26 protein-coding genes are annotated in these 26,557 nt (G+C 45.7%); 13 read left to right on the top strand and 13 right to left on the bottom strand.

What is annotated here, in order from left to right; translation table 11 throughout:
* Positions 1 to 41: 41 nt before the first annotated feature.
* The 3 genes from H9J30_RS05275 to H9J30_RS05265 all read right to left on the bottom strand — a co-directional run bounded on the left by H9J30_RS05275 (position 42) and on the right by H9J30_RS05265 (position 1,715).
* Positions 42 to 314 (bottom strand): HU family DNA-binding protein, encoded by a 273-nt coding sequence (locus H9J30_RS05275; RefSeq protein WP_011070888.1) that lies wholly within the window; start codon positions 312 to 314, stop codon positions 42 to 44.
* Positions 315 to 460: 146 nt separating this feature from the next.
* On the bottom strand, positions 461 to 1,258 hold the full coding sequence (locus H9J30_RS05270) for a response regulator (protein ID WP_240130031.1): 798 nt from the start codon (positions 1,256 to 1,258) through the stop codon (positions 461 to 463).
* A gap of 73 nt (positions 1,259 to 1,331) precedes the next feature.
* Positions 1,332 to 1,715, bottom strand: coding sequence for a hypothetical protein (locus H9J30_RS05265; protein WP_240130030.1), 384 nt, complete (start codon positions 1,713 to 1,715; stop codon positions 1,332 to 1,334).
* Positions 1,716 to 1,840: 125 nt separating this feature from the next.
* On the opposite strand from H9J30_RS05265, the gene H9J30_RS05260 reads away from it, so the two are divergent.
* A complete protein-coding gene (locus H9J30_RS05260) occupies positions 1,841 to 2,350 on the top strand; it encodes a DUF4240 domain-containing protein (RefSeq protein ID WP_240130029.1) in 510 nt (169 codons plus the stop codon).
* A gap of 6 nt (positions 2,351 to 2,356) precedes the next feature.
* Here the strand turns inward: H9J30_RS05260 and H9J30_RS05255 are convergent, their stop codons facing one another.
* Both H9J30_RS05255 and H9J30_RS05250 read right to left on the bottom strand, forming a co-directional pair.
* Complete coding sequence (locus H9J30_RS05255) at positions 2,357 to 2,671, bottom strand: hypothetical protein (protein ID WP_240130028.1); 315 nt, start codon at positions 2,669 to 2,671, stop codon at positions 2,357 to 2,359.
* Positions 2,672 to 2,822: 151 nt separating this feature from the next.
* Positions 2,823 to 3,131, bottom strand: a complete 309-nt coding sequence (locus tag H9J30_RS05250) for a hypothetical protein (RefSeq protein WP_240130027.1) — start codon at positions 3,129 to 3,131, stop codon at positions 2,823 to 2,825.
* 268 nt (positions 3,132 to 3,399) lie between these two features.
* On the opposite strand from H9J30_RS05250, the gene H9J30_RS05245 reads away from it, so the two are divergent.
* Entirely contained in the window at positions 3,400 to 3,924 is a 525-nt protein-coding gene (locus tag H9J30_RS05245; RefSeq protein ID WP_240130026.1) for a DUF3016 domain-containing protein, read from the top strand.
* A gap of 8 nt (positions 3,925 to 3,932) precedes the next feature.
* On the opposite strand, the gene H9J30_RS05240 is transcribed toward H9J30_RS05245, so the two are convergent.
* Positions 3,933 to 5,687: a GGDEF domain-containing protein gene (locus H9J30_RS05240; RefSeq protein ID WP_240130025.1), complete on the bottom strand. Its 1,755-nt coding sequence runs from the start codon at positions 5,685 to 5,687 to the stop codon at positions 3,933 to 3,935.
* A 139-nt stretch (positions 5,688 to 5,826) separates the two neighbouring features.
* Positions 5,827 to 6,135, bottom strand: a complete 309-nt coding sequence (locus H9J30_RS05235) for a hypothetical protein (protein ID WP_011070896.1) — start codon at positions 6,133 to 6,135, stop codon at positions 5,827 to 5,829.
* Between the two features lie 48 nt (positions 6,136 to 6,183).
* On the opposite strand from H9J30_RS05235, the gene H9J30_RS05230 reads away from it, so the two are divergent.
* Positions 6,184 to 7,080: a TraB/GumN family protein gene (locus H9J30_RS05230; RefSeq protein WP_240130024.1), complete on the top strand. Its 897-nt coding sequence runs from the start codon at positions 6,184 to 6,186 to the stop codon at positions 7,078 to 7,080.
* A 151-nt stretch (positions 7,081 to 7,231) separates the two neighbouring features.
* Here H9J30_RS05230 and H9J30_RS05225 read toward each other — a convergent pair whose 3' ends face one another.
* Positions 7,232 to 8,014 (bottom strand): methyltransferase domain-containing protein, encoded by a 783-nt coding sequence (locus H9J30_RS05225; protein WP_240130023.1) that lies wholly within the window; start codon positions 8,012 to 8,014, stop codon positions 7,232 to 7,234.
* A 395-nt stretch (positions 8,015 to 8,409) separates the two neighbouring features.
* Here H9J30_RS05225 and H9J30_RS05220 point away from each other — a divergent pair, with 395 nt between their 5' ends.
* Both H9J30_RS05220 and H9J30_RS05215 read left to right on the top strand, forming a co-directional pair.
* Positions 8,410 to 9,240: a MaoC/PaaZ C-terminal domain-containing protein gene (locus tag H9J30_RS05220; protein ID WP_240130077.1), complete on the top strand. Its 831-nt coding sequence runs from the start codon at positions 8,410 to 8,412 to the stop codon at positions 9,238 to 9,240.
* 427 nt (positions 9,241 to 9,667) lie between these two features.
* Positions 9,668 to 11,380, top strand: a complete 1,713-nt coding sequence (locus tag H9J30_RS05215) for a formate--tetrahydrofolate ligase (protein WP_240130022.1) — start codon at positions 9,668 to 9,670, stop codon at positions 11,378 to 11,380.
* Positions 11,381 to 11,452: 72 nt separating this feature from the next.
* Here the strand turns inward: H9J30_RS05215 and H9J30_RS05210 are convergent, their stop codons facing one another.
* On the bottom strand, positions 11,453 to 13,105 hold the full coding sequence (locus tag H9J30_RS05210) for a mechanosensitive ion channel family protein (protein WP_240130021.1): 1,653 nt from the start codon (positions 13,103 to 13,105) through the stop codon (positions 11,453 to 11,455).
* A 221-nt stretch (positions 13,106 to 13,326) separates the two neighbouring features.
* On the opposite strand from H9J30_RS05210, the gene H9J30_RS05205 reads away from it, so the two are divergent.
* The 7 genes from H9J30_RS05205 to rraB all read left to right on the top strand — a co-directional run bounded on the left by H9J30_RS05205 (position 13,327) and on the right by rraB (position 18,741).
* A complete protein-coding gene (locus H9J30_RS05205; RefSeq protein WP_011070901.1) occupies positions 13,327 to 13,656 on the top strand; it encodes a membrane protein in 330 nt (109 codons plus the stop codon).
* Positions 13,657 to 14,139: 483 nt separating this feature from the next.
* Entirely contained in the window at positions 14,140 to 14,430 is a 291-nt protein-coding gene (locus H9J30_RS05200; protein WP_240130020.1) for an ABC-type zinc uptake system zinc chaperone, read from the top strand.
* Between the two features lie 80 nt (positions 14,431 to 14,510).
* The gene (locus tag H9J30_RS05195) at positions 14,511 to 15,692 is read left to right on the top strand and encodes a hypothetical protein (protein WP_240130019.1); all 1,182 of its coding nucleotides are present in this window, start codon (positions 14,511 to 14,513) and stop codon (positions 15,690 to 15,692) included.
* A complete protein-coding gene (locus H9J30_RS05190) occupies positions 15,676 to 16,584 on the top strand; it encodes a metal ABC transporter solute-binding protein, Zn/Mn family (RefSeq protein WP_240130018.1) in 909 nt (302 codons plus the stop codon). The genes H9J30_RS05195 and H9J30_RS05190 overlap by 17 nt, the downstream gene beginning before the upstream one ends.
* Positions 16,585 to 16,588: 4 nt before the next feature.
* A complete protein-coding gene (locus tag H9J30_RS05185; protein ID WP_240130017.1) occupies positions 16,589 to 17,368 on the top strand; it encodes a metal ABC transporter permease in 780 nt (259 codons plus the stop codon).
* A gap of 182 nt (positions 17,369 to 17,550) precedes the next feature.
* The gene (locus H9J30_RS05180) at positions 17,551 to 18,294 is read left to right on the top strand and encodes a 1-acylglycerol-3-phosphate O-acyltransferase (RefSeq protein ID WP_240130016.1); all 744 of its coding nucleotides are present in this window, start codon (positions 17,551 to 17,553) and stop codon (positions 18,292 to 18,294) included.
* 42 nt (positions 18,295 to 18,336) lie between these two features.
* Positions 18,337 to 18,741 carry a ribonuclease E inhibitor RraB gene (gene rraB / locus H9J30_RS05175; RefSeq protein ID WP_011070908.1) on the top strand — a complete coding sequence of 135 codons (405 nt, stop codon included), beginning with the start codon at positions 18,337 to 18,339 and terminating at the stop codon, positions 18,739 to 18,741.
* Positions 18,742 to 18,797: 56 nt separating this feature from the next.
* Here the strand turns inward: rraB and H9J30_RS05170 are convergent, their stop codons facing one another.
* Entirely contained in the window at positions 18,798 to 19,772 is a 975-nt protein-coding gene (locus H9J30_RS05170; RefSeq protein ID WP_011070909.1) for a GGDEF domain-containing protein, read from the bottom strand.
* Between the two features lie 18 nt (positions 19,773 to 19,790).
* A complete protein-coding gene (locus H9J30_RS05165) occupies positions 19,791 to 20,786 on the bottom strand; it encodes a response regulator (RefSeq protein ID WP_011070910.1) in 996 nt (331 codons plus the stop codon).
* A 573-nt stretch (positions 20,787 to 21,359) separates the two neighbouring features.
* Between H9J30_RS05165 and H9J30_RS05160 the strand changes: the two genes are divergently transcribed.
* Positions 21,360 to 22,166: a crotonase/enoyl-CoA hydratase family protein gene (locus H9J30_RS05160; protein WP_240130015.1), complete on the top strand. Its 807-nt coding sequence runs from the start codon at positions 21,360 to 21,362 to the stop codon at positions 22,164 to 22,166.
* Between the two features lie 123 nt (positions 22,167 to 22,289).
* On the opposite strand, the gene H9J30_RS05155 is transcribed toward H9J30_RS05160, so the two are convergent.
* A complete protein-coding gene (locus tag H9J30_RS05155; protein WP_240130014.1) occupies positions 22,290 to 23,219 on the bottom strand; it encodes a DUF3530 family protein in 930 nt (309 codons plus the stop codon).
* Positions 23,220 to 23,448: 229 nt separating this feature from the next.
* Positions 23,449 to 26,355 carry an RNA polymerase-associated protein RapA gene (gene rapA, locus H9J30_RS05150; protein ID WP_240130013.1) on the bottom strand — a complete coding sequence of 969 codons (2,907 nt, stop codon included), beginning with the start codon at positions 26,353 to 26,355 and terminating at the stop codon, positions 23,449 to 23,451.
* Between the last annotated feature and the right edge of the window lie 202 nt (positions 26,356 to 26,557).

Genomic DNA, 26,557 nt, shown 5'->3' with positions numbered 1-26,557 from the left:
TCACATAGGAGGCGTTTTCATTACAAAAGTGTTGAGCTGAATTAGTTCACACTGTCACGCAGGGTTTTGCCTGCTTTAAACTTAGGAACCGTCGCTTCCGCAATTTGAATTTCTTTACCCGTTTGCGGGTTACGGCCTGTACGCGCTGCACGAGTCGTTGTTTCAAAAGAGCCAAATCCGACGATAGAGATTTTGTCACCGTTTTTCATTGATTCAGTAATCGCCGCTTCGAAAGATTTCAATGCGCGAGTTGCTTGAGCTTTGGTGATATCGGCATTTTCGGCAATTTTGGCGATAAGTTCTGTTTTGTTCATTTTTATTGTCTCTTCTTTCCGTAGATTGATTAAGTCGGCGAGCCTAACATGCCACAAGGTTAAGGCGTTGGAAAGCCCTTTGCTGTGGGCTTGTATCATCTAAGTAACAAAATTAAAGGGTATTTGTTCTATTCGTGACTTAGGCTTTATTCTTCGAGCAGTTGATATAAGAGTTGCTTAACCAATTTGGGTTCGAAGGGCTTGTCGCATAGGGCATTCACCCCAGCTTGAGATACATTACTTAAATGTGCATCGTTAGCCTCAGACGATACCATTAAAATTGGCACATGTGATTGCTGGCTTTCACTACGGATAAATTGTGTTAATGCCAGTCCATCAACGCTGGGCATATTGTAATCGGTGATAATTAAATCAAACATATTATGACGCATTAACTCAATAGCTTGCGCACCATCTTCAGCTTCGGTAATCAGTTTTATCCCCAAATTACCAATCGTTCGTTTGATCACATTGCGTGCCATGCGGCTGTCATCAACCACAAGCACTCGTACATCGTGTACATCGAAGTGGCTTAAGTCGAGCTCATCGTGACTGAGTAAATCGATAGTTGCATTGAGTGCTTTGCCTAAATGCTCGACATTAAAGGGTTTTGGCAGGATAGCAACTACCCCCGATTGACGAAAACTCTCCAGTTGCTCGCGGCGACACTCACTCGAGACCAGCATAAATTGAATATCTTTATATTCGCTTTTACTGCGTAGGTAGCTTAAAAACTCCGTCGCGGTACCGTCCTCAAAGTGCATTGCGCTGGTGATGAGATCCGGTTTGTGCCGAGCAATGAGTCCCTTGGCTTCTGCAATATTGGCAGCATGTTCGATGCTAACAATGCCTTCTTGCTGTAAGCATTTGATGATAATTCGGCGCTGGGTTTCCGATGGTTCAACAATGAGCATCGATAATTCGCTAGGCGATAAGTGAGTCATAGTCACAAGCTATATGGTCTTTTTAGAAAGGTGCTAACTTAGGCGAGAAATAACTTCTTCGCAATCAATACACTCAAGCTTTTATTTTTGCGGTTAAATAATCATGGGTTACCCGTGAAAACGCGATCCAATACTGCACGAATAGCAGGGCAATGATGGATAACACCAGCGGTAACATGGGAATGTTATGGCCTTCGATCACCACTTTAACGTCTTGAGGTGTAATCTGGTAGGCAATAATGGCGGTAATACCCAGTGCCGATAGGCCTAAGGTTTGTAATCCAAGGTAAATTTTGAGCACTAAGCTTGACCAAGGCGCTTGGGTCAGTATGCCAACCAGCACGGGTAACACGCCTAAGGTGAACAAATCGAAGGAGGCCGTTGCGACTGCGCGTAACAGGGCGACAATGGCAAGCAGTGTATAAAGGGCTATCAATAGGATAAGGCGTTTCGGCATAGAATTGGGGTTGTTGGCTAATATGAAGTGGAGCAAGTGTAGGAAAAGCCCCGAACTGAGTCCAGCATAACCGTATTATCATGTAGAATACGCCTTTGCTTGGGCATTCAATATTAGGTTAAGTGATGACAGAAGTAGAATTTTGGGACTTAGTGACCCGCAGTGAAGCCGTGCAATCCCAGGAGTCATTGGCTGAGGCATTAAAGCAAAAATTGAGCAAACTGACTGATGAAGAGTTAAAAGCCTTCGATAAGCTCTTTGGCCAACAGATGCGCCGCAGTTATTTATGGTCTGTGTGGGGCGCGGCTTATATCATTACAGGCTGTGATTCTGATTATGCCTTTGCTGAATTTCGCGCTTTTCTGATTTCACTCGGGCAAGCACGTTATGAGGCAGTGATTGCTAACCCTGACACGTTAGCGCAGCTAACCGCATGGCCAGAAAAAGATGGCTATGCCTATCCTTTTATTGAAGATTACGATCTTATCGCAGGACAATTGTACGAAGATAGAACGGGTAAAGAGCTACCTTTTATGCCCTCTGGTAAAGCGACCCCTGTTGGGAAAAAATTTAGCACTAAACCCAAAGACTTAAGAAATCAATATCCTGAGCTTAGTGCACGTTTTCCGTTTTAATTTGCCCTAAGAGCGCAAACAAGCATTCTTGCTAATATCGAATGTCATGCCGTATTTGGGGCAAGTTTGGCGCATAAGTTGATGCTCTTCTTGCGCTAATTGGCGGGTAAACTCTTGATCGAGTTGCTCAGTCAGACGTTGCTCTGCAACTTGGTGTGACTGGGCAAGCTTATCAAAGTGTGATTTTACCACCCGTTGCTGTTCTGCCGTGAGTGTCGCAGCCTGGCTGGGGACGCTGATGACTGTGCCTAAGGTGAGTAATGTTAATAAGGCGAATTTCGTCATTGCAGTATGGGGGATATGTGCAGTTTTTAGGTTCATAGATAAACTCCAAATTTAAATTACCGGAACTTGGTAGGTCTTTAAATCCTCGTTTGGCTTTAAATCGTGCATCCATGACAAACAAAACCAAAGGTGTTGTTTAGAAATTAAGCATACCGAAGAAATCTTGAACATTTGCTGAACCGCAGAGTTATTGCTCGTTACGCATCTCTTGGCATTGAAATCCCTGTTTACGGGAGTCGAAACCACATTTTAGCCCACATTCCCAAGGCACGTTATCGTAGAAAGACGATTGCTCTTTGGCAAAGTCTCGACAGGCTTCATAGCTATCAAAATTATCTGTTTTCTTATACTTACCAGAGTCATAACCATGGGTGTAAATAAAGGATGTCCAGGTTTCTGGGCGCGAGTCTTTCTCCCCTGCAGAGATGCACCAAATCGCGCTGGCAAAGCAAGAAAGCAGAATTAACACAAATACAGGTACAACGGGGAATTTCATTTTTGATTCGTGGTCATAAAAGTGTGTGCGAAGGATAATACTTTTCAAAGTAATATGCGCGTTAAAAAATCACAAATTAATAACTTTATTCCTTATTAGGTATTTGATACAAAAAGATACGAGTACGCCTGAAGTTTTTTATTATATTTACTAATTAATACAGTAGGTTGCTAATTATATGCTGTTTATGGGTTATTTGTATTAAGCTTGAGTTCAGGTTAGATTTTGTACGGTATAACGCAGAAACAATTAGGCCGAGGAGGCAAATATGAAAGTCCAATTCCTATTACTCGCCAGTGTGTTGAATTGCAGTGCAGTATGGGCCGCCGACGAGGCGAAAACCGACCCAGTGACTGAAGACGGGGTGGTGAAGATTGTTTGGCAAAATCCAAAAGATTTCCGTGATATTAAATCCTCGGGCGAAATTCAATCCCGTTATGAAAAACGTTTATTCGATACCTTGACCACGAATATTAATAAAGAAGCGGCAAAAGTATTAAAACCAAACCAAAAGTTGGAAATGACGGTCACTGATGTCGACCTAGCGGGTGATATGCGTCCAACCTTTGGGGCAACAGCTGATGATTTACGGGTGGTAAAAGATCTTTATCCACCACGTATGAGTTTTAGTTATCAAGTGCTTGAAAATGATAAAGTGATTATTGCTGGGGATGAAAAACTCGCTGACATGGGCTTTATGTCAGGCATTCAATCCGTAAATGAAAAGCCATTTATGTATGAAACAAAAATGCTGAGCGATTGGTTGAAAAAGACTGTCGCGCCTAAGCTGTAAAAGCGAATCTAAGCACTCAATGCTTGCGGACTGATGTCCCTCTCTTCTAACAGGCAAAATCCGTTACTCGCGGATTTTGCCTGTTTTTTTGCTCTTGCACTTAAGGTAGACAAACTATGCTCATTGCAGTTGAAGGTATGTACTGGAGTGAGCACGCCGACACTTAGGCTGATCAATTTGTGATAACAAGCTTGTCCTTGCCTGTCGTCTGCGAGCATTTCTTGGGCTTGCCAATGCTCAGCACTATAGAAGAGCGGTTTATTGGCTTCAAACTCTGCCAATATATGTTGGCAACGATCAATGAGTCGCTCACAGGTACTGATTACTACAAAGTCATCGCCGCCCACATGGCCGATAAAGCAATTATCGGTTTTGTATTTCACTAACAGATCCGCGACTTCGCAGATCACTTCGTCACCACGGCAGAAACCATAGATATCGTTGTAGGGTTTAAAGTGACACAGGTCAAAATAGGCCAAATAGAACGGTTTTTGCTGGGTTCTGAGGCGCTTAAGCTCTTCTTGAATCGGCACATTACCCGGTAAATCCGTTAAGGGGTTAGCATGCCTGGCCATTTTTATTCTGTGTTCGGTGATCCGCTGTAACAAATCCTTAGTGTGGCCAATCCCGAGTAATTTCCCCCTGCGCAGGATGATAAATTGCTGAGCGACCGTATTGGCACTTTCTGATGTTAATAATTGGCTCACAATGGAGAGTGGCTCGTTGGCTTCAATCTGCAGCACTTGGGGATCCATCACTTCACTCACTGCATGATTTTCATGTAGCGCCCGACCATAGGGGGTGCTGAAGAGTTCGAGCAGAGTCGCTCGGCTAATGATCCCTAATGGGAGCTGGTCTTGCACCACAACCACGGCCTGTAAGGCTGGCTGGGAGCTAAAAGTATCGCTTAGGTGTTTAAGTTTGAGTGTGGGGACAACTGTTATGGCACTGGTACAGAGGCTTTCGGCGGATTCACTGTATCTGGGCTGAATTTGAGTATTGTTAGGGACTAAGGTCGCTTTCATGGCGCGACTCGGTTGCGCCTCGGGGCGACCAAGCAAATAACCTTGGCAATAAACGATTCCGAGCTGTTTAAGTACGGCAAGTTCTTCTTGGGTTTCAATCCCTTCGGCAATCACTTTACAGGTAAGGCTTTGACACAGTTCGACAATCGAGCGTACAAATTCTTGCTTTACTGGGGTTGAATCGATTTGATGGATAAAGTGCCTGTCGATTTTTACATAGTCAGGGGATAACTCTGACCAAAGCCTTAAACCCGAATAACCCGCACCTAAGTCATCGATGGCGGTCATAAACCCTTGGCTACGATAGTGATTCAGGCAAGACTTGAGTAAATCAATATCATCGGCTGGATATTGCTCCGATAACTCAATGACCACCTGTGAGGGAGAAATGCCGAGCTGTTGTAACAGTTGCAGTGTCATTCCTTTCGGATGGGTCGGATCGAGCAGGGCTTTAGGGGAAATATTGATAAACAATCGCCCTTGAAACTGGCGTAGCTTAAATTGTTCCAGTGAAATACGGCGGCACAGGGTTTCAAGTTCACTCAGCTTGCCGTGATATTCAGCGGTTTTAAATAAAGGAACCGGTGAATAGAGCGGGCTATGTTCTGGCCCACGACTGAGCGCCTCAAACCCGTGGATCTTATGTTCCAATATATTGAAAATGGGCTGAAAAAGCGGGCTGATTGCCCCCTTTATGATTATCTTATCAAGCTCTTTTGCCAGATCTAAACTCGTCATTACTTCAGCCCCCACGACAATGTTTGCGGAGTCTATGACTTAGAAATGACAAAATGATGACAGTTTTATTGGCTAAAAATGTGCCCTGTGGAAAATAAGGGGAAACGCTGAACTAAATGATATTTCAGCGTTTATTGAATTAGCTCTGCTTTTTAAAGGCGTGCAGTGTTTGTAACAGTGTCGCCAGTTGGCGCACTAAGGTTTCGAGTGCCACCGGATCAAGGCGAGTGTGTTGCTGCAGCTTAGTTAGGTCATCCACCAGTTCTTGCACATAGGGCAAAAAGCGATTGCTTGAAACCACAAATCCTTGCTCGGCGGTGAAGATATGAGTGAATTTCCCATGGCCTGCTTTTTTCAATTCATCTAACTTAGCGTCAGCATCGATGGCTTGGCGATAGGCGATTTGAAGATTTTCTTTCAGTTGCTCTATAACCTTTGTCTGTGGCATAACAGCGTCTCATTGCAAAATTTGCAGGAATTATAAGGGGCAAAGGATATGGCAACAAGTCGATGGCGACTATTACTGGCACTCTTAAGTGTCACTTTGTTTGCAAGTGGGACAACTTTAGCTGCACCTTCGGATAAACCGCCGTTTTATCGCGTGCAATGGCAGGATAAATCCGCTTATCTGTTGGGCTCTATCCATATTGGTCGTGCCGATTTTTATCCTATGCCCGCGCAAGTCGAAGCGGCGTTTACCCAATCCAAAGGGCTTGTCGTTGAAATCGATATGAATAAAGTCGATAGTCGTGCCTTACTGCAAAAATACGGCGGGGCAAATTCAGCACAAGGGCTTGATTGGCAAAGTAGAGATACACAAACGGTGGCGACAATGAGCCAATATTGTGAGGGTAAAGCGAGTTTATGTCAGTCGATTCAAGCCTTTGCACCTTGGTTGCAGGCCGCTCAACTTAATCTATTACGCTACAATGGTTTAGGTTTTAGCACTGACTATGGTGTCGATATGCAGTTGCTTAGCCGCGGGGGTAAACCGGTTTATGAGTTAGAGACGGCCGAGTCGCAGTTTAAATTGCTCGCTTCTTTCGACAGTCAAGTTCAGTGGGCTATGGTGCGCGAAGCCATTGAAGCATCGGATGCTGAATTACTCTCACTGGTTGATGCGTGGCGCTCTGGTAATGAAGCCGCACTAGATACCCTGATGCAAGAACAACTGGGTGGTGAGGGGGATCTCCTGATGCTGGATAAAATTCTGTGGCAGCGTAATAAAGTGATGGCCGATGGCATGATAAAGCTTATGGGGTCAGAAACCGCTAACGAGCCTTTATTTGTGGTGGTGGGGGCTGGCCATGTGGTTGGCGATAAGAGTGTGGTGCAACTCCTCAAGCAGCAGGGCGCGACAGTGACCGCTTGTTGGCAGACGCGCTGTGATTGAGTTTAAGGGCTAGTTTCAAGGCTTAGGTCCAGTTTGTGACTTAAATGTCTATTATTTCAATGGGTTATTTTTTTGCGTGCAGGGTTAAATGTAAAGGACGCTCGAGGGCGTCCTTTATTGATTGTTCATTATTGATTGCGAAGATAGGCGTTTATTCAGAGGGCGTTGCGGTATTTTGTCCCAGAAAATGCACATAACGGCCGAGTGAAATATAGGGCTCGCGTTGTGAATATTCGAGTTCCATACTGAGCAGTTTTTGATAGTCAAAATCCGCCGCTTGCTGTTTCTTCAAGTAATCGTGGATCACCCGTACACCTGATTCTCTCAGCAAAGCCATTTGCCACTGGGCAAACCACAGCTTAACTTCATGAATATACAGCGGATGTGTAGGTGTCAGTCGCACTTTTTTCTTCACTTTGAGATCTGCGGCAACATAGTCGAAATTACCCGACACTAAGGCATGGAACCGCATCGCTTCTTTATTGTAAAACATCAGCGAAAACAGCCCATTAGGTTTTAGCATTGTCAATAAGCCTTCCATAGTGGTTTTGGCATCGGCTAGCCATTCAACCACGGCATGGCAGAGGATGAGATCGAACATACCGTGCTCAGTAATCGATAGGGCTTGGATAGGCGCATGGACTAAGCGGATTGCTAATGGCATATCGCTGGCATCGATTTGCTCTTTCGCTTGGGCGAGCATCTCGGCAGAAATATCGCAGAGTACGACCTCATGGCCAAGACGTGCTAGCTTTTGGCTGAAGTAACCAAAACCGCCGCCGGCATCTAAAATCCGTAGCTTTTTATCGCCAAATTGTGCCAATGCGGGAGCCAGATCGCGCCAGAGTACGGCGGCACGGATTTCACCTTTAGGGGTGCCATAAATGTTCTTCGCAAATTTTTGCGCGAGTTTATCGAAATTTTTATCTTGCACGGGCTAACTAAGTTAAAGACTGGGGGCAATAGTGTGGCACAGGCGTCATATTTTCGCACTTTTCGCGTGTCAGTCATCATGGTTGCTGCCGATGATTTTTTAACGTATTGATTTTTAAAGATGTCAGAGAGCCAGCATTACTTAGGGATATCCAGAACTCAATCCTCTGGGGTATAATCGAGCTGTTTTCGATAAACCTGATTCTTTAGTTGTCCATTCGGAGAGTCAGCATCAGCCCTTTTTAGGCGCAGTTTTGCCTGTTTTACACTCGTGAGTTTTTTGATTTTCAAGATGTTATACATCTGTACGGGGTATTTCTGGTTATCCGTGCATAGGGATAGTTAATTAAAAGGTACTCAGACTTGAATAATGCATATTGTGTTGAATTGAACGCGATGCCGTCGCTGTTTTCTCTTTATCGCAAGATTTTCTTTGGTCATAAACCCGGTTGGGATCAACAGCCGCTGCCTTATATCAAGGTGACGGCGCCTAATGTGAAAGTGTCCGAGGCAAATGTTAGCCAATATGCTCAAGTGTGTGGCTTTGATTTCGATGGTAAATTGTTGCCGCCAACTTACCTGTATGTGATGGCGTTTCGCTTACATGCGGTGATTTTTACCCACGATGGTATTACTTTCCCACTGCTTGGAATGATCCATTTAAAGAACCGGATTCAAGTCTATCGTCCCGCAGCGGTGGATGAAGTTTTTTCCCTCGAATGTGCGTTAACCACCAGCCGTGAAACTGACTCTGGCTTAGAGTTTGAATTTGTTTCTAAAGCCTTTGTGGGTGAAGAGCTGGTGTGGGAGTCGCTCTCAACTTATTTGTATCGTATCGAAACCGCTGGCCGCCGAGTGCGTCCCCCGAAAGCACTCGAAATGGCGTGGGATTCACCGCAATCTTGGGAATTGGGAGAGGATTTAGGCCGTCGTTATGCTAAAGCATCTGGTGACTATAACCTGATCCACTTGCATCCTATGCTGTCGAAACGCTTCGGCTTTGACCGTGTGCTTGCCCATGGCATGTGGTCCAAAGCGCGCTGCTTAGCGGAATTAATGCCAGAAATTGGTGAGCGCCCATTTGTGGTTGATGTGGCTTTTAAGTTGCCGCTGCTAATGCCTGCAGAAGTGGGATTTGGTTATGAAAAAACCGAAGATAAATGGGTGTTTGAGCTTAGAGACAGCAAAGGCCGTAGACCGCATCTTAGCGGTGAAGTGCAGCTTTAAACTTTGATGACAAATAACGGCGCCTTAGGCGCCGTTATTGTTTGTGGGCTTTAGATTTGCAGTTCACTGTTAATGCGGACAAATATCAAACTATTGCAGTTTATCTTGTCGATGAGTTAAGAGGCGCTTGCTTTAAGCTTGTTGAAAGCGTTTAAGAAGCAAAAGGGCAATGCTGTTTCTCTTTAAGGAATCTGTATTCTTTTTTAGAAGATGTCCTTGACCGATTTATTTGATACAGATTAAGGAACCGCTCATTAACCTTTTTGATGGGTATATATCTTAAAGCGAATCACCTAATATCCGCCATATTCAATCAGTCATCGCTGATGCTAACTGTTTTCGTGAACCTGTTCCGTATACTCATTTCGTAAATCAACGTTTGTATACCAAAGCTCGTAAGCCAAAGAACCCGAGGGAGATATTACCCATGCTAACCGATATGGAGATTTCAAGCCGCGCGCCTCTAAAAGATATCGCACAACTTGGCGTCGAGTTTGGGTTGTTGCCCGAAGAGATGCAGCTATTTGGTAATACCAAGGCGAAGGTGGAGCTGCAAGTACAGCAGCGCTTAGCCGCGCAACCAAAGGGCAAATTGATTATTGTCACCGCTGTTACGCCAACGCCTCATGGTGAAGGTAAAACCGTGACGACCATTGGGTTAACGCAATCTCTCAAGGCGCTCGGCAATAAAGTGTGTGCTTGTATTCGCCAACCCAGTATGGGACCTGTATTTGGGGTAAAAGGTGGGGCTGCTGGGGGCGGTTATGCCCAAGTTGTGCCTATGCAGGAGCTGAATTTGCATCTAACGGGTGATATTCATGCTGTCAGTAGCGCTCATAATCTCGGGGCCGCGGCGATTGCATCTCGGCTTTACCATGAAATGCGTTTAGGCAAGGCTGAATTTGAGCGTCAATCTGGCTTAAGCTACTTAGATATCGATCCCAAGGGTATTCGCTGGCACCGGGTAGTTGATCATAACGATCGTTGTTTACGGGAGATAGAGGTGGGGCTGGGGGAAAACAATGGCCCTGCTTATACCTCAAAATTTGATATTACCGCCGCCTCTGAGTTAATGGCCATTTTGGCACTAAGCCGTAATCTGATGGATATGCGCGTACGTATTGGCAAGCTAGTGTTAGCCCTTAATCGGCAGGGGGAGGCGGTTAGCGCCGATGAACTCGGTGTAGCTGGAGCCATGACAGCGATTATGGCGGATGCGGTAAAACCTACGTTGATGCAAACCTTAAACGGCGCGCCTTGTCTTATCCATGCGGGACCCTTTGCGAATATCGCCCATGGTAACTCGTCAGTCATTGCCGATGATATCGCCTTAAAACTGGCCGATTTTGTGGTGACCGAAGGTGGGTTCGGCTCCGATATGGGTTTTGAAAAGTTCTGTAATATCAAAGCGCGGCAGTCGGGGTTAATTCCAAGTGCTGCAGTATTGGTGACGACCTTAAAGGCGCTTAAGGCCAATAGCGGTTTAGCGTCGGATGCAGATATTAATGCGCCTGACCAAGCACGTCTTGAAGCCGGTTTTGCCAATTTAAATTGGCATATCAAAAATGTGGCCCAATATGGTCTACCAGTTGTTGTTGCTATCAATCGCTTTGCCACCGATACGGACGCCGAGCTTAACTGGTTAATGGAAGCCGTGCGTGGTACAGCGGCATTTGGCTGCGAACTCAGTGAAGCTTTTAGTCAAGGTGAAGATGGAGCGATGGCTTTGGCGCAAACTGTAATACGCGCCTGTGAACAACCAAGTGAGTTTAAGTTGCTGTATCCCGATAATATGGGGTTGGAAGCTAAATTATCGACCTTAGCAGAATTAGGCTATGGCGCAGCAGGTATAAGTTTATCTGCTGTGGCAAAATTGCAATTACAGGAGCTGAGTGCGCTCGGTTATGCGCATTTACCCGTGTGTATGGCAAAGACCCCTTTATCGATCAGTCACGACCCCCAGCTTAAAGGTGTCCCTCAAGGTTTTATCGTGCCAGTGCGTGAATTAGTGTTAAATGCGGGCGCTGGATTTATCACGGCACTTGTGGGCAATGTGATGACAATGCCTGGGCTTGGATTAACCCCTGGCTATTTAAAAATAGATATCGATGTCGATGGTGAGATTATTGGACTCGGTTAACTTTATAGTTCATTGAAAAATGACAAAAGGCGCAATCTTGGATTACGCCTTTTGGTTTAGGCAAGCTTAGCGCTATTTGCTTGCTTGATAAATATGCACATCGCGCTGCGGGAAGGGAATGCTGATACCTTCGGCATCGAAGCGCATTTTTACCTCGCGGGTGATATCCCAATATACATCCCAGTAGTCTTCAGGTTTTGCCCAAGGACGGACGATAAAGTCGACCGAGGAGTCTCCTAACACGTGCAACTTAATGAGTGGAGCTGGCACTTTTTGCACTTTAGGGTGCGCCTCAACAATTGATGTCAGTACGGCTTCGGCCTGCTCAATATTATCGCCATAACCGATACTAAACGTCATATCGACTCGGCGTTGATGCTCAGCGGTAATATTGTTAATGGTGTCGCCCCAAATCTTATTGTTTGGAATGATAAGCCTTTGATTGTCTAGTGTTTTAATGGTGGTGGAGACTAAGCTCATATGACTAACGCGCCCCGACACGCCCGCCGCATTAATCAAATCGCCGACATCGTAGGGGCGATAGATTAAAATCATCATGCCTGAAGCAAAGTTGGAAAGGGTGTCTTGCAGGGCAAAACCGATGATCACACCGGCAATACCAAAACCTGCCAGCAGGGGGCCTAGTTCGATACCAAGCTGGGATAAAGCAATCAGCAAACCGATAGTAAATACAGCCTTACCCGAGAGTGATGTAAAAAAGTCTTGCAGTAACTTACTGAAATTTAACTTAGAATTGCTAACTGTATTACTCACTATCTTTTTCACCAGTTTACCCACAAGGTTAGCGACAAATAGGAGCAGACAGAAGATAAATAATTTAAAGACTAAGGTAGGTCCGTGGTTAATAGCTTGATCTTTAGCGGTATTTAGCCATTGCTCGATTAAGCTCGATGCCACATCAATGCTTAACACATCCTGCGTAATATCACCGGAGATGCTAAACAAGGTCTTTTTCAGCAGGGCGGTGTTTTGCCCTAGTGCATCAAGTAGCTCGATATCTATGCTGAGGCTAAGGCTGTTTTGCGCTAAACGGTCTTTTAGTTGTAGCACACGACTGGTTTGCGCTGAGGTAACATCTTTCCCCGCATTTGTGGCGTCATTCACCGCATTTTGTAATTGTTGCTGGGTATAAGTGACAAAGCTATCAAAGTTATCTGCACGGCTAAGCAGGATTTGGGTGAGCTGTGTTTTTTCTGCCGTCACATCTTGGCCAAGTTGACTCAGCCAGTCTAGGGTCTCAAGTCGTTGCTTGTAATTATTGTCTTTGTCGAGTTCACGCTTTGAGATCTCAAGTAAGGTTGCCTCATCATCCGGTGTACCGAGTTTCTTGGATAATTTGCTGACGATATCATTAAAGTAGTCGTTAATTTTCTGATTAAAAAGCAATTGCTCTTGAACGAGGGGCAATATTAAGGCTTTGTCGTAACTGTCATTGTCTAAAAGTGTTTTAATCTTATTGCGTAACTGTAAGGACTTATTTTGAATGCGATATTCAGCAATCGTGCGCAATTCACCTTGGTAGTGAGCTAAGCGCGCAATATCTTCTTTAATGGCAGTTTGTAGCGTCGTTAATTCAGCTTCAGTTTCGTTTGAAACCGAAGTGGTTTGAGTGGTCGTGACGGGGGCTGGATCTGCAGCGAATACTTTGGCATTTATCAGCAGTGGGAAGCTTAGGGCGAGTAGTAATATCAGTGAGCGGCGCATAGGCATTACCTTCAATTAAAAGAGGTAGTTATATGATAGGAGCCGAGCTAAACCCTGTAAAATATCAATCGTATAATAATCCATTTAAGTTTAAAGTTTGTGTGCTAGTTTGCAGCTTTAGGCCATAGACTCAGATTTTTAAACCGCAGGGCTAATTAGTTCGACTGAATGAGATTTGGATCTGATAGACTTAGCGCCCCATAGTTAGGAATGTACTTGAAATGCTGTGCTCCCATTGCCACCAGTCGATTAAAATTGCTGAAATTACCCAACAGCGCGGAAAAGGTTTTCACGCGCAAGTGCAATGTCCCCATTGTTTTGCTTGGCTAGGTCACAGTCCTAAATTATTGAAGTTAAAATTATTTGGCTTTTATGCGAGTGTGCTAACCGGGCTATACAGTTATTTCGATGCCTCAACGCGACATTTTTTGATCCCAGTGATGATCTTTTGTGTGATCTTGTTACTGGTAAGCCATTTTATGGATCAGCTACAGACGATTGAAGCGCCAGAGAAGGTGGATGATAGCGATCAAAGGCAAAAGTATCGCTAATGGAAAGAGATTGTGAGGTTGTAAGGCATGTCGAGCCACATTGGTTTGAACCTTGGTGATTTTAACCATTCTAGGCTCAACATGTTTATACAAGGGCTCGTGTTACTGAATGACCTGTTCTTGGCTCTCTAATGAGTGCTCAACGTAATATATACCGCCCAAAACTACTGCGCCGAAAATCACTATCCCTAAGATTAATCCAAAGTTTTCACGAAAGAATGCTAGCATTTTGGTTGCCTTTTGCTGGATTGAATAGATTAAATATTTGGCTTGGATAACACTGTGCATATCATAGTTTTACTGACTTAAGCTAATCTTAAATAACTCATTTTGGAATGTAGAGCCTACATTTAAAGGTACAAACTGTCCGAAGAGCGTTGCAATAGTAAATATCTTGTAACGCCTTGCTAAGGCATTACCTTATTGCAACTTACTAGTGGACTGACTTAAACTTGTGCCATTTTCAACGCTGAGGACGACTGAGTGAGACTGCATAGTCACATAAGACGCACAATTTCGATATGGCTTGCAGCCGTATTGGTATTGCTGTCTCTTGCTGCCTCAGCCCATAGTGTGACTCACCTTGATGATGGGGCAAAGACGCACTGTACTCTCTGCTTCCATCAACACCAGCTTAATAAAATTCTGTTAACCCATCCGCTTACGCTCAACTTAGCGATACAGCGGTTTGATGTTTGCGACTTTCCCTTACCTGTAATCTTGGTTAAACACGTTAGTGTTTACCTTAGCCGCGCTCCTCCTGCACAACTCTAAGTCAACTTTTACATTTTAACTTATTGTATTTCTTGATGACTTTATTTTTCATCGAGAGCTAGTTGTATTTTGGAGATATCATGACTGTTTTTAACAACCGAATTTCTTTGGTGGCTTTGGCGTGCGCATTTGCTTTACCGACCGTGTTTGCGGCCGATTCAAGTTTAACTAACCCGACGATCAGCGCAGTGCTTAATGGCTATTATCAAACGGCTGAACGTCCATTGGCTGAAACCGCTGAAGGGTTTGGCTTAGGTGAAACTGAACTTGCCATGAGCGCCAATATTGACGATATGTTTTACGGCAAATTAACCGCAGTTGTTGAGATGCATGACGGCGAAACCGAGCTTAATCTTGAAGAAGCGTTTATCCAAACCATGGCGATGCCAGCGGGTTTCTCCATCCGTGGTGGGCGCTTTCTATCTGACATTGGTTATTTGAATAACCAACATTTACACACGGATTCATTTACCGATCGCCCAATTGCTTATAGAGCGTTTTTCGGTGGCCACTACTTTGACGACGGTGTGCGCTTAAACTTTGTGGCTCCAACGGATTTGTATTGGACCATTGGTGCGGAAGCCTTTAAGGGCGATAGTATGCGGGCCGCTGATGAAGACGGTGAGCGTGAGTTTAAAAACGTGGGTGTGTACACCTTATATTCAAAAATTGGTGGCGATATTGGTGATAATAGTTCATGGCAGGCGGGATTAAGTTACTTACGTAACGAAAACGGCCAAGTAACTGCCCATGAAGAAGGTGAGGAGCACACTGACGAAGTTGCCGAGGAAGGGCATGACCATAGTCATGCAGCATCTTACACAGGGAAAAATACCTATAGTGTTGATTTTGTTTACAAATGGGCGCCTGATGGCAACTACAAATACCAAAATCTCACCTTGACCGGCGAGTACTACCGCGTGACAGACTTTGTGCCTGCGGATTTACATCCTGAGGATGCCCCGAGCAAGGATTATCATCAAGGTTGGTATTTAAGCAGTGTATATCAATTTACACCGAGTTGGTCCGCAGGTTTGCGTTACGGTGAAGTCGATACCCAAGAGCTCCATGGCGATCATTTCCATGGGCAGAAGTTAAAGGAATCTGAGGTGAGTCTAGCGTGGCACTCGAGCCATTTCTCGACGGTTCGTTTCCAGTACACCAATCAGAAGGGTACTAACTTCGATGGAATCGAAGACGACAATGTTTTCACTATTCAATACATTATGTCTCTGGGGGCTCACGGTGCGCATCAATTCTAATGTTATAAAAGTGACCGCTGCGGTTCTGTCGTTTGCTTGTTCAGGTTTTGCTCACGCTGAGCTCAATGTGTTTGCCTGCGAGCCTGAATATGCTGCATTGGTAAAAGAGTTAGCACCTAACGCCAGCATTTATTCAGCCACTACGGCCTTACAAGATCCGCATCAAGTGCAGGCCCGCCCAAGCTTGATCGCGAAAATGCGTCAAGCGGATCTGGTGGTCTGTGCGGGTGCCGATTTAGAAATCGGCTGGCTACCTATGCTACAGATGAAGTCCGCTAACGCTAAGGTGCATTCGACCGAGCAAGGCTTGTTTTTTGCCGCCGAGCAAATCGATACCTTAGACAAATTGGCGAGCGTAGATCGCAGTATGGGTGATGTGCATGCTAAGGGAAATCCACACATTCATTTCGATCCTAATCGGGTGTTAGCAGTGGCTAAAGCCTTAACTGCTAAGATGAGCCAGTTGGATCCGAGTGAAGCGGCTAATTATCAAAAGTCATTAGCGGACTTTACCTCACGTTGGCAAGCAGCCATCCCCCGTTGGGAAGAACAAGCCAAAGCGTTAAAAGGTAAAAAAGTGATCGCCTATCACACCAGTTTTAGATACCTATTTAACTGGTTGGGTATAGAACAAGTGGCTGATCTTGAACCTAAACCTGGTTTAGCACCCACCAGTGGCCATTTGGCGAGTTTGCTAAGCCGCGCCGAGCAAGGTGATATTTTTGCTGTAGTGGTGGCTTCTTATCAAGATGAGCGTGGTGCTAAGTGGTTGGGTGAAAAGGCGAATCTTCCCGTCGTGATGTTACCTATGTCTGTCGGCGGAAATGATAATAGTCAAGATCTCTTTAGCCTCTATGACAGTGCGATTTCCCTCTTAAATGGGGTGAAATAGTCCTATGTTTGATCTAGAACTGATGTCGATCCTGCTGCCTGCGCTGGCAGCGGGGATTTTGGTGTTATCTACGCATATTGTACTAGGTAAACAAGTGCTTAAGCGTGGGATCATCTTTATCGACTTAGCGATTGCTCAGGTGGCGGCATTGGGAGCCATTGTGGCGCATATGGATCACAGATTAGAAGAGATGCCATTTTCTCATGTGTTGATGCCAGCCTTATTTGCCCTTGCAGGGGCCGGATTTATCGCTTGGTTATCTAAGCGAATGGCGGGTGAGTTAGAAGCCATGATAGGCTGCTTTTACGTGCTATCGGCCGTGGCTGCCATGCTATTGTTGGCAAACGATCCCCATGGTGCCGAGTTGCTAAAGCAATTGATGTCAGGTCAGATCCTTTGGGTTAGTTGGTCACAATTAGTGTTACCCACAGTGGTGTATGCTCTGGTGTTAGCGGTGATTTTTGTACGACCACAGATATTAAATGGTGCGGGATTCTATCTCCTGTTTGCCCTAGTTATCACCTTATCTGTTGAGTTGGTGGGCGTCTATTTAGTGTTTAGTACATTGATTCTGCCAGCACTTGCCCTAAACAAGTACCAAGGTAAAAACGGCTTGTTTTACGCTTATCTTGTAGGCTTGATGGGCTACTTGCTCGGACTCGTATTATCGGCAACCATGGATTTGCCTAGTGGAGCGGCGATTGTCGCGACATTAGCCATTAGTGCGCTGGTATTCCGTTTAGGCTTAAGTAAAGCGGCAAGGGTGAGCCATAGCCAAAGCTAGGTCTTTAGCACAGGTTTTATGCTTAGATATTGATTTTAAAGCCCATCGATACGCTTGATTGCGAGAGTATCGATGGGCTTTTGTTTGGATTGTTAGCAACTCAGCTTACAGATGTAAACAATATATTGAGTCCCTAAGGATGGGTGGCTATACTGTCGCCACTTTCACCCTTGGAGTATGTCGTGCTATTAATTGTCAGATCTGTGTTGTTGGCGGTGTCATTGTTACTTGCATTTATTTTTGGTGGTCTGGTGTGCTTATTACGACCTCGTCACCGTGACAATGTACATATGTTCGCCAAGATCTTTTCATCCGCAGCCCCGATTTTAGGGCTTAAAGTTATAGTTCGTCGGCCTAAAGAGGTGCAGGATGGCCCCTACATTTTCCTAGGTAATCATCAAAATAACTTCGATCTGTTCACTCATACTAAAGCAGTACCTAAAGGCACGGTGAGTTTAGGGAAAAAGAGCTTAGTGTGGATCCCCTTGTTTGGCCAGATCTATTGGTTATCGGGCAATATTCTTATCGATAGAAAAAATCGCAATAGCGCTTTTGATACCATGGCGAAAACGGCTGAAAAAATTAAGCAGAATCGTCTTTCTGTGTGGATTTTCCCAGAGGGTACCCGTTCTCGGGGACGTGGGCTGTTACCCTTCAAAGCAGGGGCTTTTCACACCGCGATTGCCGCAGGCGTGCCAGTCGTACCTGTGTTGACTTCATGTCAAAGCCATATCAATTTGAACCGCTGGGATAATGGAGTAGTAATTATCGAGATGATGGCGCCGATCCCGACTGAAGGTTTAGATAAAGCTGATGCGAAAGCCTTTTCTGCACAGGTGCACGATATTATGTCTGCAAAATTTAACGAGATAAATCGCGAAGCGGCAACATTAATGGGTAAAACTATCCCAGCTGATGACGTATAATAACGCCAATTTGAGCCAGTTTTATCTTAACGGAGACACTCCATGTCTATTGAAAGTCAGTTAAAAGCCCAATTCGCCGAGAATCGCGACATAGTGCAAGCCCTGCTCGACGATGGCTCAGAGCCTGATGCTGAATACACCATTGAACACCATTTTTCATCGAGCAATTTTGAGCGCTTAGAGAAGGCAGCGGTTGATGCATTCAAACTTGGATTTGAAGTCAATGATGCCGAAGAAATGGAATTGGAAGATGGTTCGGTGATTTTCTGTTTCGACGCGATTGCTTACCACAAATTAGAAGTTCCATTATTAGATAAAGCCACCGAGCAGTTATTGCAACTCGCGGCCAAGCAAAAAGTGGATTACGACGGCTGGGGAACCTACTTTGTTGGCGATGAAATCGACGATGAAGAAGACGACGAACAAGACGACGGCTTCCCACATTAATGCGTTGTCATTGATTCGAATAAAGCAAAAAGCCCATCATTGATGGGCTTTTTGCTTTATTCTGCAGAGGTTGGTGCGCAATGCAGGACGGTACAGTTTCGACCCTTTTGTTTCGCCTCGTACAGAGCTTTGTCTGAGCAGGAAATCCAGCTTGAGCTACTGCTGATGTGTTTGCCTAGTTCACACACACCAAGGCTGACGGTCACTTTTATCTTTAGTCCCTCGTAAACGACGGTTGAACTTGCAATTTTTTCCCTCAAACGTTCGGTAAAGTTTAAGGCATCGGCGCCGCAGGTACTGGGCATGACTACTGCAAACTCTTCACCGCCATAACGACCTGCGCAGTCTGTTTCCCGTAAGGAATGGCTCAAGATATGAGCGATATGCTGGATCACCTTATCACCTGCGAGGTGGCCGTAGGTGTCATTGATATTTTTGAAATGATCGATATCGATCATCACCAAGCTCGCTATCCCCGAATAGCGGGCATAGAGATCATACTCATGCTCCAAGCATTGTTGCCAATGGCGACGATTATGCAGTTGCGTCAATCCATCGGTCTGACTGAGGCGCTCTAACTGCTCGTTGGCGGCCTTGAGCTGCAACTTATTTACCGCGATATCAGTGACATCATAAACAATCACACTGATATGGGTGATTTTACCGGTTAATGAGGCCAGTGGTAACAAGGTCACATTTTGGTACATAAAATCGGCGCGCCCAGTGATAGGGCGGTAGTTTTTAAATTGAAAAACGTAAGGTCTTTGTTCCCAGCTAATGAAAGCTCGATTTTTAAGCATAAAAACCGATTCCATTTTTTGTTTCAACCAAGTGGCTGGCAAATCAGGGAAGCGGCTAAACAGGTTTTGACCTTTAATGGAATTGGGCGAGACGCCGCTATGGTTTTCCATAAAGCCGTTCCACAGTTGGATATTATAATCGCGATCTAATACCACGAGACCCACTTCTATGGTTTGTACCATATCGATAAGCCAATGGAGTTCGTTCATTGCGCTTTGATCGTTTGACATAAGGTAAAGTCCAACTGATTAATCGAGTAAATAACCGAGTTTATAGCTCAGTGTCGGAATAGAGTCTTCGGTAAATAACAATAATAAATCGCATTGAATATTATGATTTTCAATACGATAGTTTATTTCCATGGCTAATGTTCTGTGCCATTTTTCCGAATTATCATGGATAAGATCATTCACTGTGCAGTGACGGCCTAACACCACAGGATGGGCTTGGCTGAATTTCATATCGAGTTGCTCTGATATCCCATTCAGGAATGCACCGATTAATACGTTTCCGGTGTCTATCAGTACTTCAATCTCGGTTTGCTTATCCTCTGGATTTGCAACGCCCATGAGTTTAGCCATATCTTGGAAGCTTGAATCATGGAATAGTAAGAGCGCTTCCCCCGCAACGCCAGCACCAATAAACCCTTGGCACAGTGCTGAAACTGTTGAGCTTTCCTCAGTTGCTTTCAGTGCCATTGTCAGCTCGCTGACTTCTAGCACATTGACATTTGGGATAGGCAAGAGGACGAATACATCGAGTAATTTGGCGAGCAAATCGGCAGCTCGCCCCATGGCAACGTTGGCGATCTCTTGGCAGGCATCCCGCATATCGACTTTGATCATAGGTGTGTCTTCAACCTGATCTTTCTGCGTTAGGGTGAGAATGCCGTACTCTTGGAGGATATTACTGATGGCGTCAGCACTGACGGGTTTTTGGATAAAGTCCAATGCACCCAATGCCTTAACTCGTTCGTGAGCTTTTATCTGTATATCACCCGACACTACAATGATAAGGGCGGGGAGATCGTTTTGTTGAACGGTTTGTAGTACTTCATAACCATCCATTACGGGCATGTTGAGATCGAGGAAGACCACTTCGCCTTTACCTGCGCGAATGGCATCTAATCCTTCGGCACCATTGGTCGCGTAGGTTATCTCGACATCCCATTCTTTGGGAAGGGTGCGAGCCATTTGTTTGCGCGCCATGGCGGAATCGTCACAGATGAGTACAGAGATTGTCATGCTGACTACTGATCCTTATTTGCCCATTTATTGAAGATAACACTAATTCTGAATGTTTGAATGACGAATTATGTGCTTCGGGCAAGTTTGATTTATATCATCTAAATGTAACTTATAGATTTTATTAGCTAATTTAATTATCTTTCCGTTAAATTCTAAGGGCTGAATGCGATTAAAATCTTGGATAGCTAAGTCAATTTTATTATTTATCGCAAAAAATACGTCGATCTTGCGAATATCTATATGCTTAATCCATCAAAAGATGCCTACAGTATCGATCCTCTATCATGCACAGATATACATGCTGTAGGTAAGCGGAGTTGCCAGAGATGCATTTTGTTCAAAATAGATGCTGATATGGGTGTTATCAGCATCCCTAATTAATTCTAACAGCTTCATAAATCGGCATTTGTTAGAGTTTAGATTGCAGCCTAACATAATCACACACTAATACTTAATGACGGCTGACAATATTTTGACTCAAGTCAAAATTTGTTCTCATGTTACATGCTTTGGTCAATCATTCCAAATATGTTAACATTTAATCTGAACTGACCAGTAACGGGATATTTCATGGGTGAGCGTTGTGTGCAAGTCACGGTTGAGAATGGCATCGCAAATGTCGTGCTTAATCGTCCAGAAAAGTTCAATGCAATTAATTATTTGATGTTTAGTGAGCTTGATAAAGCCATCAAAAGGATTAAATCAGATCCGCGTATTCGACTGGTTATTTTATCTGGGGCTGGAGGTCACTTTAGTTCTGGCTTGGATGTCAAAAGCGTAATGTCGGCGCCGATGCAGGCAGTTAAATTGCTGTTTAAAGGGTTGCCTGGTAATGCCAATTTGGCTCAACGGGTGTCTATTGGCTGGCAGCGTTTACCTGTACCCGTTATCGCGGTGTTAGAAGGCTGCTGTTATGGTGGTGGAATGCAAATCGCTTTAGGAGCGGATTTTAGGATTGCGAGCCCTGACAGTAAGTTATCCATTATGGAGGCCAAATGGGGGCTTGTGCCGGATATGGCAGGCTTAGTGGCATTGCGGCAAATTATGCCAAAGGATCAAGCGATGTTATTGAGTCTGACGGCAAAAGTGCTCTCAGGCGAAGAGGCTAAAGCCTTAGGATTAGTCACTCAGTTAAGTGATAACCCTATGTTAAGCGCGCAGCAATTGGCGGAAGAACTCCTCAATACCTCCCCAGATGCCGCAGCGGCAATTAAGTTGAGTATTAACCGTAGTTGGACTGCATCGGTCCGTTCTTTGCTTTGCCGCGAGTCATGGAGCCAAGTGAGATTGCTGCTAGGCAAAAATCGCACTATTGCGGCAGTTCGCCAGCTAAAAGATCCCACTAAACCTTACAAGGATCGCCAGTCTGGTTGGTAACTTGGCTGATGTACTTGCTAGAAAACTATGGCACAGACTTCCTTAATGTAGAGGTTGTATTGATGTGTCGAGATGGTATGTTGCTCTAGCAAGCTTTCTCGCGAAGGCATGAGTACTAAAACCTCAATGTGCGCCGCTCATTCGGGCGGCGAATCCTCTAATGGCCGTTAAACAATTCTGCCAAGCGCTCTCGTTATCCAGATTCAATACCAGCGTTGTTTGCCGATAATTGGGTGTCTCTAAGGTTACGGCCAGCGTTTTACGTTGTGCAGCTGTTTCTAACGAGGCAGGGTGACCATCGGGTGATTGAATATCGAGTATCGGCATGGTGAGTTTAGCGAGCTTCTCGGCAATGGCTTGATTGCGCGTTTCGTCTTCACTGTAGGGATTGATGACGATCAATACATCCGGATCGGCAATTTTCTTTTGACTTAATAGGCTTATCAATAATCCAGCACTTTGATCGGCGGTGATCAGCACTCGTTTGCCGGGAAAGTCTGCCCCTACGCTGTCGAGCTGTGACATGCTTTTAACGAGAAAGTCTTCTTGTTCAATAAGATGCTTATTACTGTCTTCAGGCTTTACCTTTTGGCTCGGTTTATTAGACGGGCTACTGAGCTGCGCAGACCCAGCGGTAGTCACCTCGGTCGCAGGGGTGGCAAAATTGGGGGCTGGCGGTTCTGTCGGCGGTGTGAGACTTAAACTCGCCCAACCTGCGGCATTAATATTACGTCTGACAAAGGCCATTAATCCGGGCGCATCGGCGGTGCCATTGGTGGCGGGTAAGATAATGGCTGCACCGAGTTTTTTCCGGCCTTCCCATGAGCGGACTAAGAGTTCAAGGGGCTGGTTATCAATGGTGATTTGTTTGATCTCATTGGCGGGTAAATAGCTGCTGGTGCGTTGGGGTTGTATGGGCGCGCTCGCCTGCGAGTCTGCTGGTGTGAGTTGGGGGCTTGTTTCTGGCGCTTGGGTGCTGGTGTCGGCAGCCCATAAGGTCAGGCTGGCTAGAGCAAACACGAGACTCAATACCGAAGGGAATAGACGCGCCATAGAATTGATAACCACCTGTGTAGTCTTATAAATTCAATTGGCTAGAGTATAACCTGAAGCGGGCTGGCTGAAACAATATTTGCGTGCCGCCGTGATAGCCATTACGTACTGATGCGCGCTGAGAAAACGGTGCCGAATCGACAAATAAAAACGCCCAGTAATTTTACTGGGCGTTTTTATTGTTAGCTTAACCGAGTCTTGTGTTGTTTCGTCTTTACTCGATCAAGGGTTATACATGGCTAACCAGCACCATACGAATCGCATCAAGCTGCAACTGACTTGCATCGAGGTAAGTGGTTAGCTCTTGCATTTGGTTGCGCAGGTATTCTAACTCTTCCTCACGGATATTGGGGTTAACCGCCTTGAGGGATTCTAAACGTTCGAGTTCGCCTGTGAGCTGGCTGGTCATTTTCTCGCGCGCCTGCGCCACTAACTCATTGACGGCCACTTGGGCATATTCTTCACCCTTAGCAAATAACGGATGCAGAATTGGCTGTGATGCGGTGACTAGCTTGCTACCAATATGGCGATTAACTGCGCTTAACTGTTTGTCAAAGCTGGTGTAATCCACCTTAGCTGACAAATCGTTGCCGTTTTTATCCAGCAGTACGCGGATAGGCGTCGGTGGCAGATAACGATATAACTGACTCGATTTAGGTGCAGAGGCATCCGCCATATAGATCAGTTCTAAAAACAGGGTGCCCGCAGGTAATGCTTTGTTTTTCAATATCGCAACACTTGTGGTGCCGGTATCAGAGCCAGTGATCAAATCGAGCCCGGTTTGCACCAGTGGATGCTCTTGGGTGATCAGGGCTATATCATCACGGGAGAGTGCGGTATCACGGTCGAAGGTGACGGTCACGCCATCCTCATGCAGGCCAGGATAAGTCGGGAACATCATATGTTCGCTCGGACGTAGGATGATCGAATTCTCGCCTTTATCTTCTTGATCAACACCGATAATGTCCCACAAACGGATCACTGAACCAATCAGCTTAGTGTCCTGATCGCTTTGGGCCAAACGCTCGACAATTGCTTTGGCCTTATCGCCGCCATGGGAGTTGATCTCTAGCAGCTTATCGCGGCCTTGTTCCATGGCGTGTTTCAGTTCTTTATAGCGGCTCTGGGTGTGATTGAGCAGATTGGTTAGCTCATCTTCATCACCGCCCACAAGGACATTTAACAATTCTTCGGCAAATTCACTGTAAAGTATATGGCCGCCAGGGCAGGTCAGCTCGAAGGCATTTAGACCTTGGTGGTACCATTGGAGTAAACGTTCCTGCGCCGTATCTTGCAGATAAGGCAAGTGAATTTGGATATCGTTCTTCTGCCCAATTCGGTCTAAACGGCCGATACGCTGCTCTAGTAAATCCGGATTTAATGGCAGATCGAACAGCACTAAGTGGCTGGCAAACTGGAAGTTACGACCTTCAGAACCGATTTCTGAACAGATTAACGCCTGAGCGCCGCCTTCTTCTTGGGCAAAGTAAGCACCCGCTTTATCGCGCTCGATGATCGACATGCCTTCGTGGAATACGGTCGCTTGAATGCCTTCGCGGGTGCGCAGGGCTTCTTCTAAGCTCAAGGCGGTATCGGCGCCACTGGCGATAATCAGCACTTTTTTGCTGCGGTGCGATTTTAGGAATTCGATTAACCAATCCACACGTGGATCGAATTTCCACCAACTTGCGCTGTTATCTTCAAATTCTTGATAGAGCTTTTCAGGGCTTAAGGCTTGTGCCGCTTTCGCTTCTAAGGTTTTACGGCCACCCATCATGTCGTTTACACGAGCCGCCGTGAGGTATTGCTCAGGCATCGCGTGGGGGTAAGCGTTGAAAATACGTTTCGGAAAACCTTTTACCGAGGCGCGGCTGTTACGGTAAAGCACGCGGCCAGTGCCGTGGCGATCGAGCAGTTCTTGCAGTAATTCGCTGCGCGCCGCTTGTTGTAACTCACTGTCGATCCCTTCGGCTTGAATTAACCGAATGCTCGGCGCTATGTCTTTTTCGCTGAGTAATTCGGTTAAGCTGTTGATAGCATCATCGGATAATTTGCTTTCGCCCGCTAAAGCTTCGGCGGCAATGGCGACGTCTTTGTAGCTATTTTCTTCAGCAAGGAAGGCGTCGTAGTCATAGAAACGATCTGGGTCGAGCAAACGCAGGCGCGCAAAATGACTCTGGTGACCGAGTTGATCCGGTGTTGCGGTCAGTAATAATACGCCAGGTACGACTTCGCTTAAGGCTTCAACCACTTGATAGGCGCGGCTTGGGGTTTCTTCGGTCCACTCTAAATGGTGTGCTTCATCAACCACTAACAGATCCCAATCGGCATCGAGTGCTTGATCGAGACGTTTCTTTTTACGCAGTAATTCGAGTGAACAAATCACTAACTGTTCGGTATAGAAAGGATTGTCATGGTCGGCAAAGGCTTCAACGCAGCGGTCCTCATCAAACACGGAGAAGCGCAGGTTAAAGCGGCGCAGCATCTCTACTAACCACTGGTGACGCAGGGTGTCAGGCACAATAATCAATACCCGCTCGGCACGGCCTGTCAGCAGTTGTTGGTGGATAATCAGACCCGCTTCGATGGTTTTACCTAAACCCACTTCGTCAGCCAGCAACACCCGCGGCGCATAACGGCGACCTACTTCATGGGCGATCCACATTTGATGGGGGATAAGGCCAACGCGCGGTCCTTGTAACCCCAGTAAATCCGAGGTGGCTAGTTGATGGCGCAGTAACTGGCATTGATAACGAATACCAAAGCGATCGAGGCGGTCAATCTGACCGGCAAATAGGCGATCCTGCGGCTTGTTAAAGCGAATATTGTGGTTTAATAGCGTCTCGCGCAGGCTGACTTTTTCGCCTGTCTCGCTGTGGATGCCGTGGTAGACGACGAGGCCGTCTTTTTCGGTTAGCTCTTCTACCGAGAGGCTCCAGCCTTCGTGGCTTTCAACCGTATCGCCTGGGTTGTATATGACGCGAGTCAGCGGGGCTTCGTTGCGAGAGAACATACGGTTCTCACCAGTCGCAGGGAATAACACTGTGACCATGCGGCCTTCAACTTGTACGACTGTTCCTAAACCAAGCTCTGACTCGGTATCACTTATCCAACGTTGTCCTAAGGCAAACGGCATCTTAAATTCTCATCTCTGGCGGACTCTAACAAAGGGCGCGTATGTTATATCAATACTAGGGATATTTGAATCGCCCTCGCACCCGTTAGAGACTAATTCTCCACACAGCAGATTACAAATTGAACAGTGAAGAAAATTCTCTGTTACCGCTCGAGGTTTTGTCATGCTTCTGTCATATCTAGGGACTTACACTGCTTTTGAG

This window comes from Shewanella cutis, assembly GCF_022410515.1.
Taxonomy (GTDB): domain Bacteria; phylum Pseudomonadota; class Gammaproteobacteria; order Enterobacterales; family Shewanellaceae; genus Shewanella; species Shewanella cutis.
Note: the sequence above shows the minus strand (reverse complement) of the source record. Positions and strands in the feature narration are given on the sequence as shown.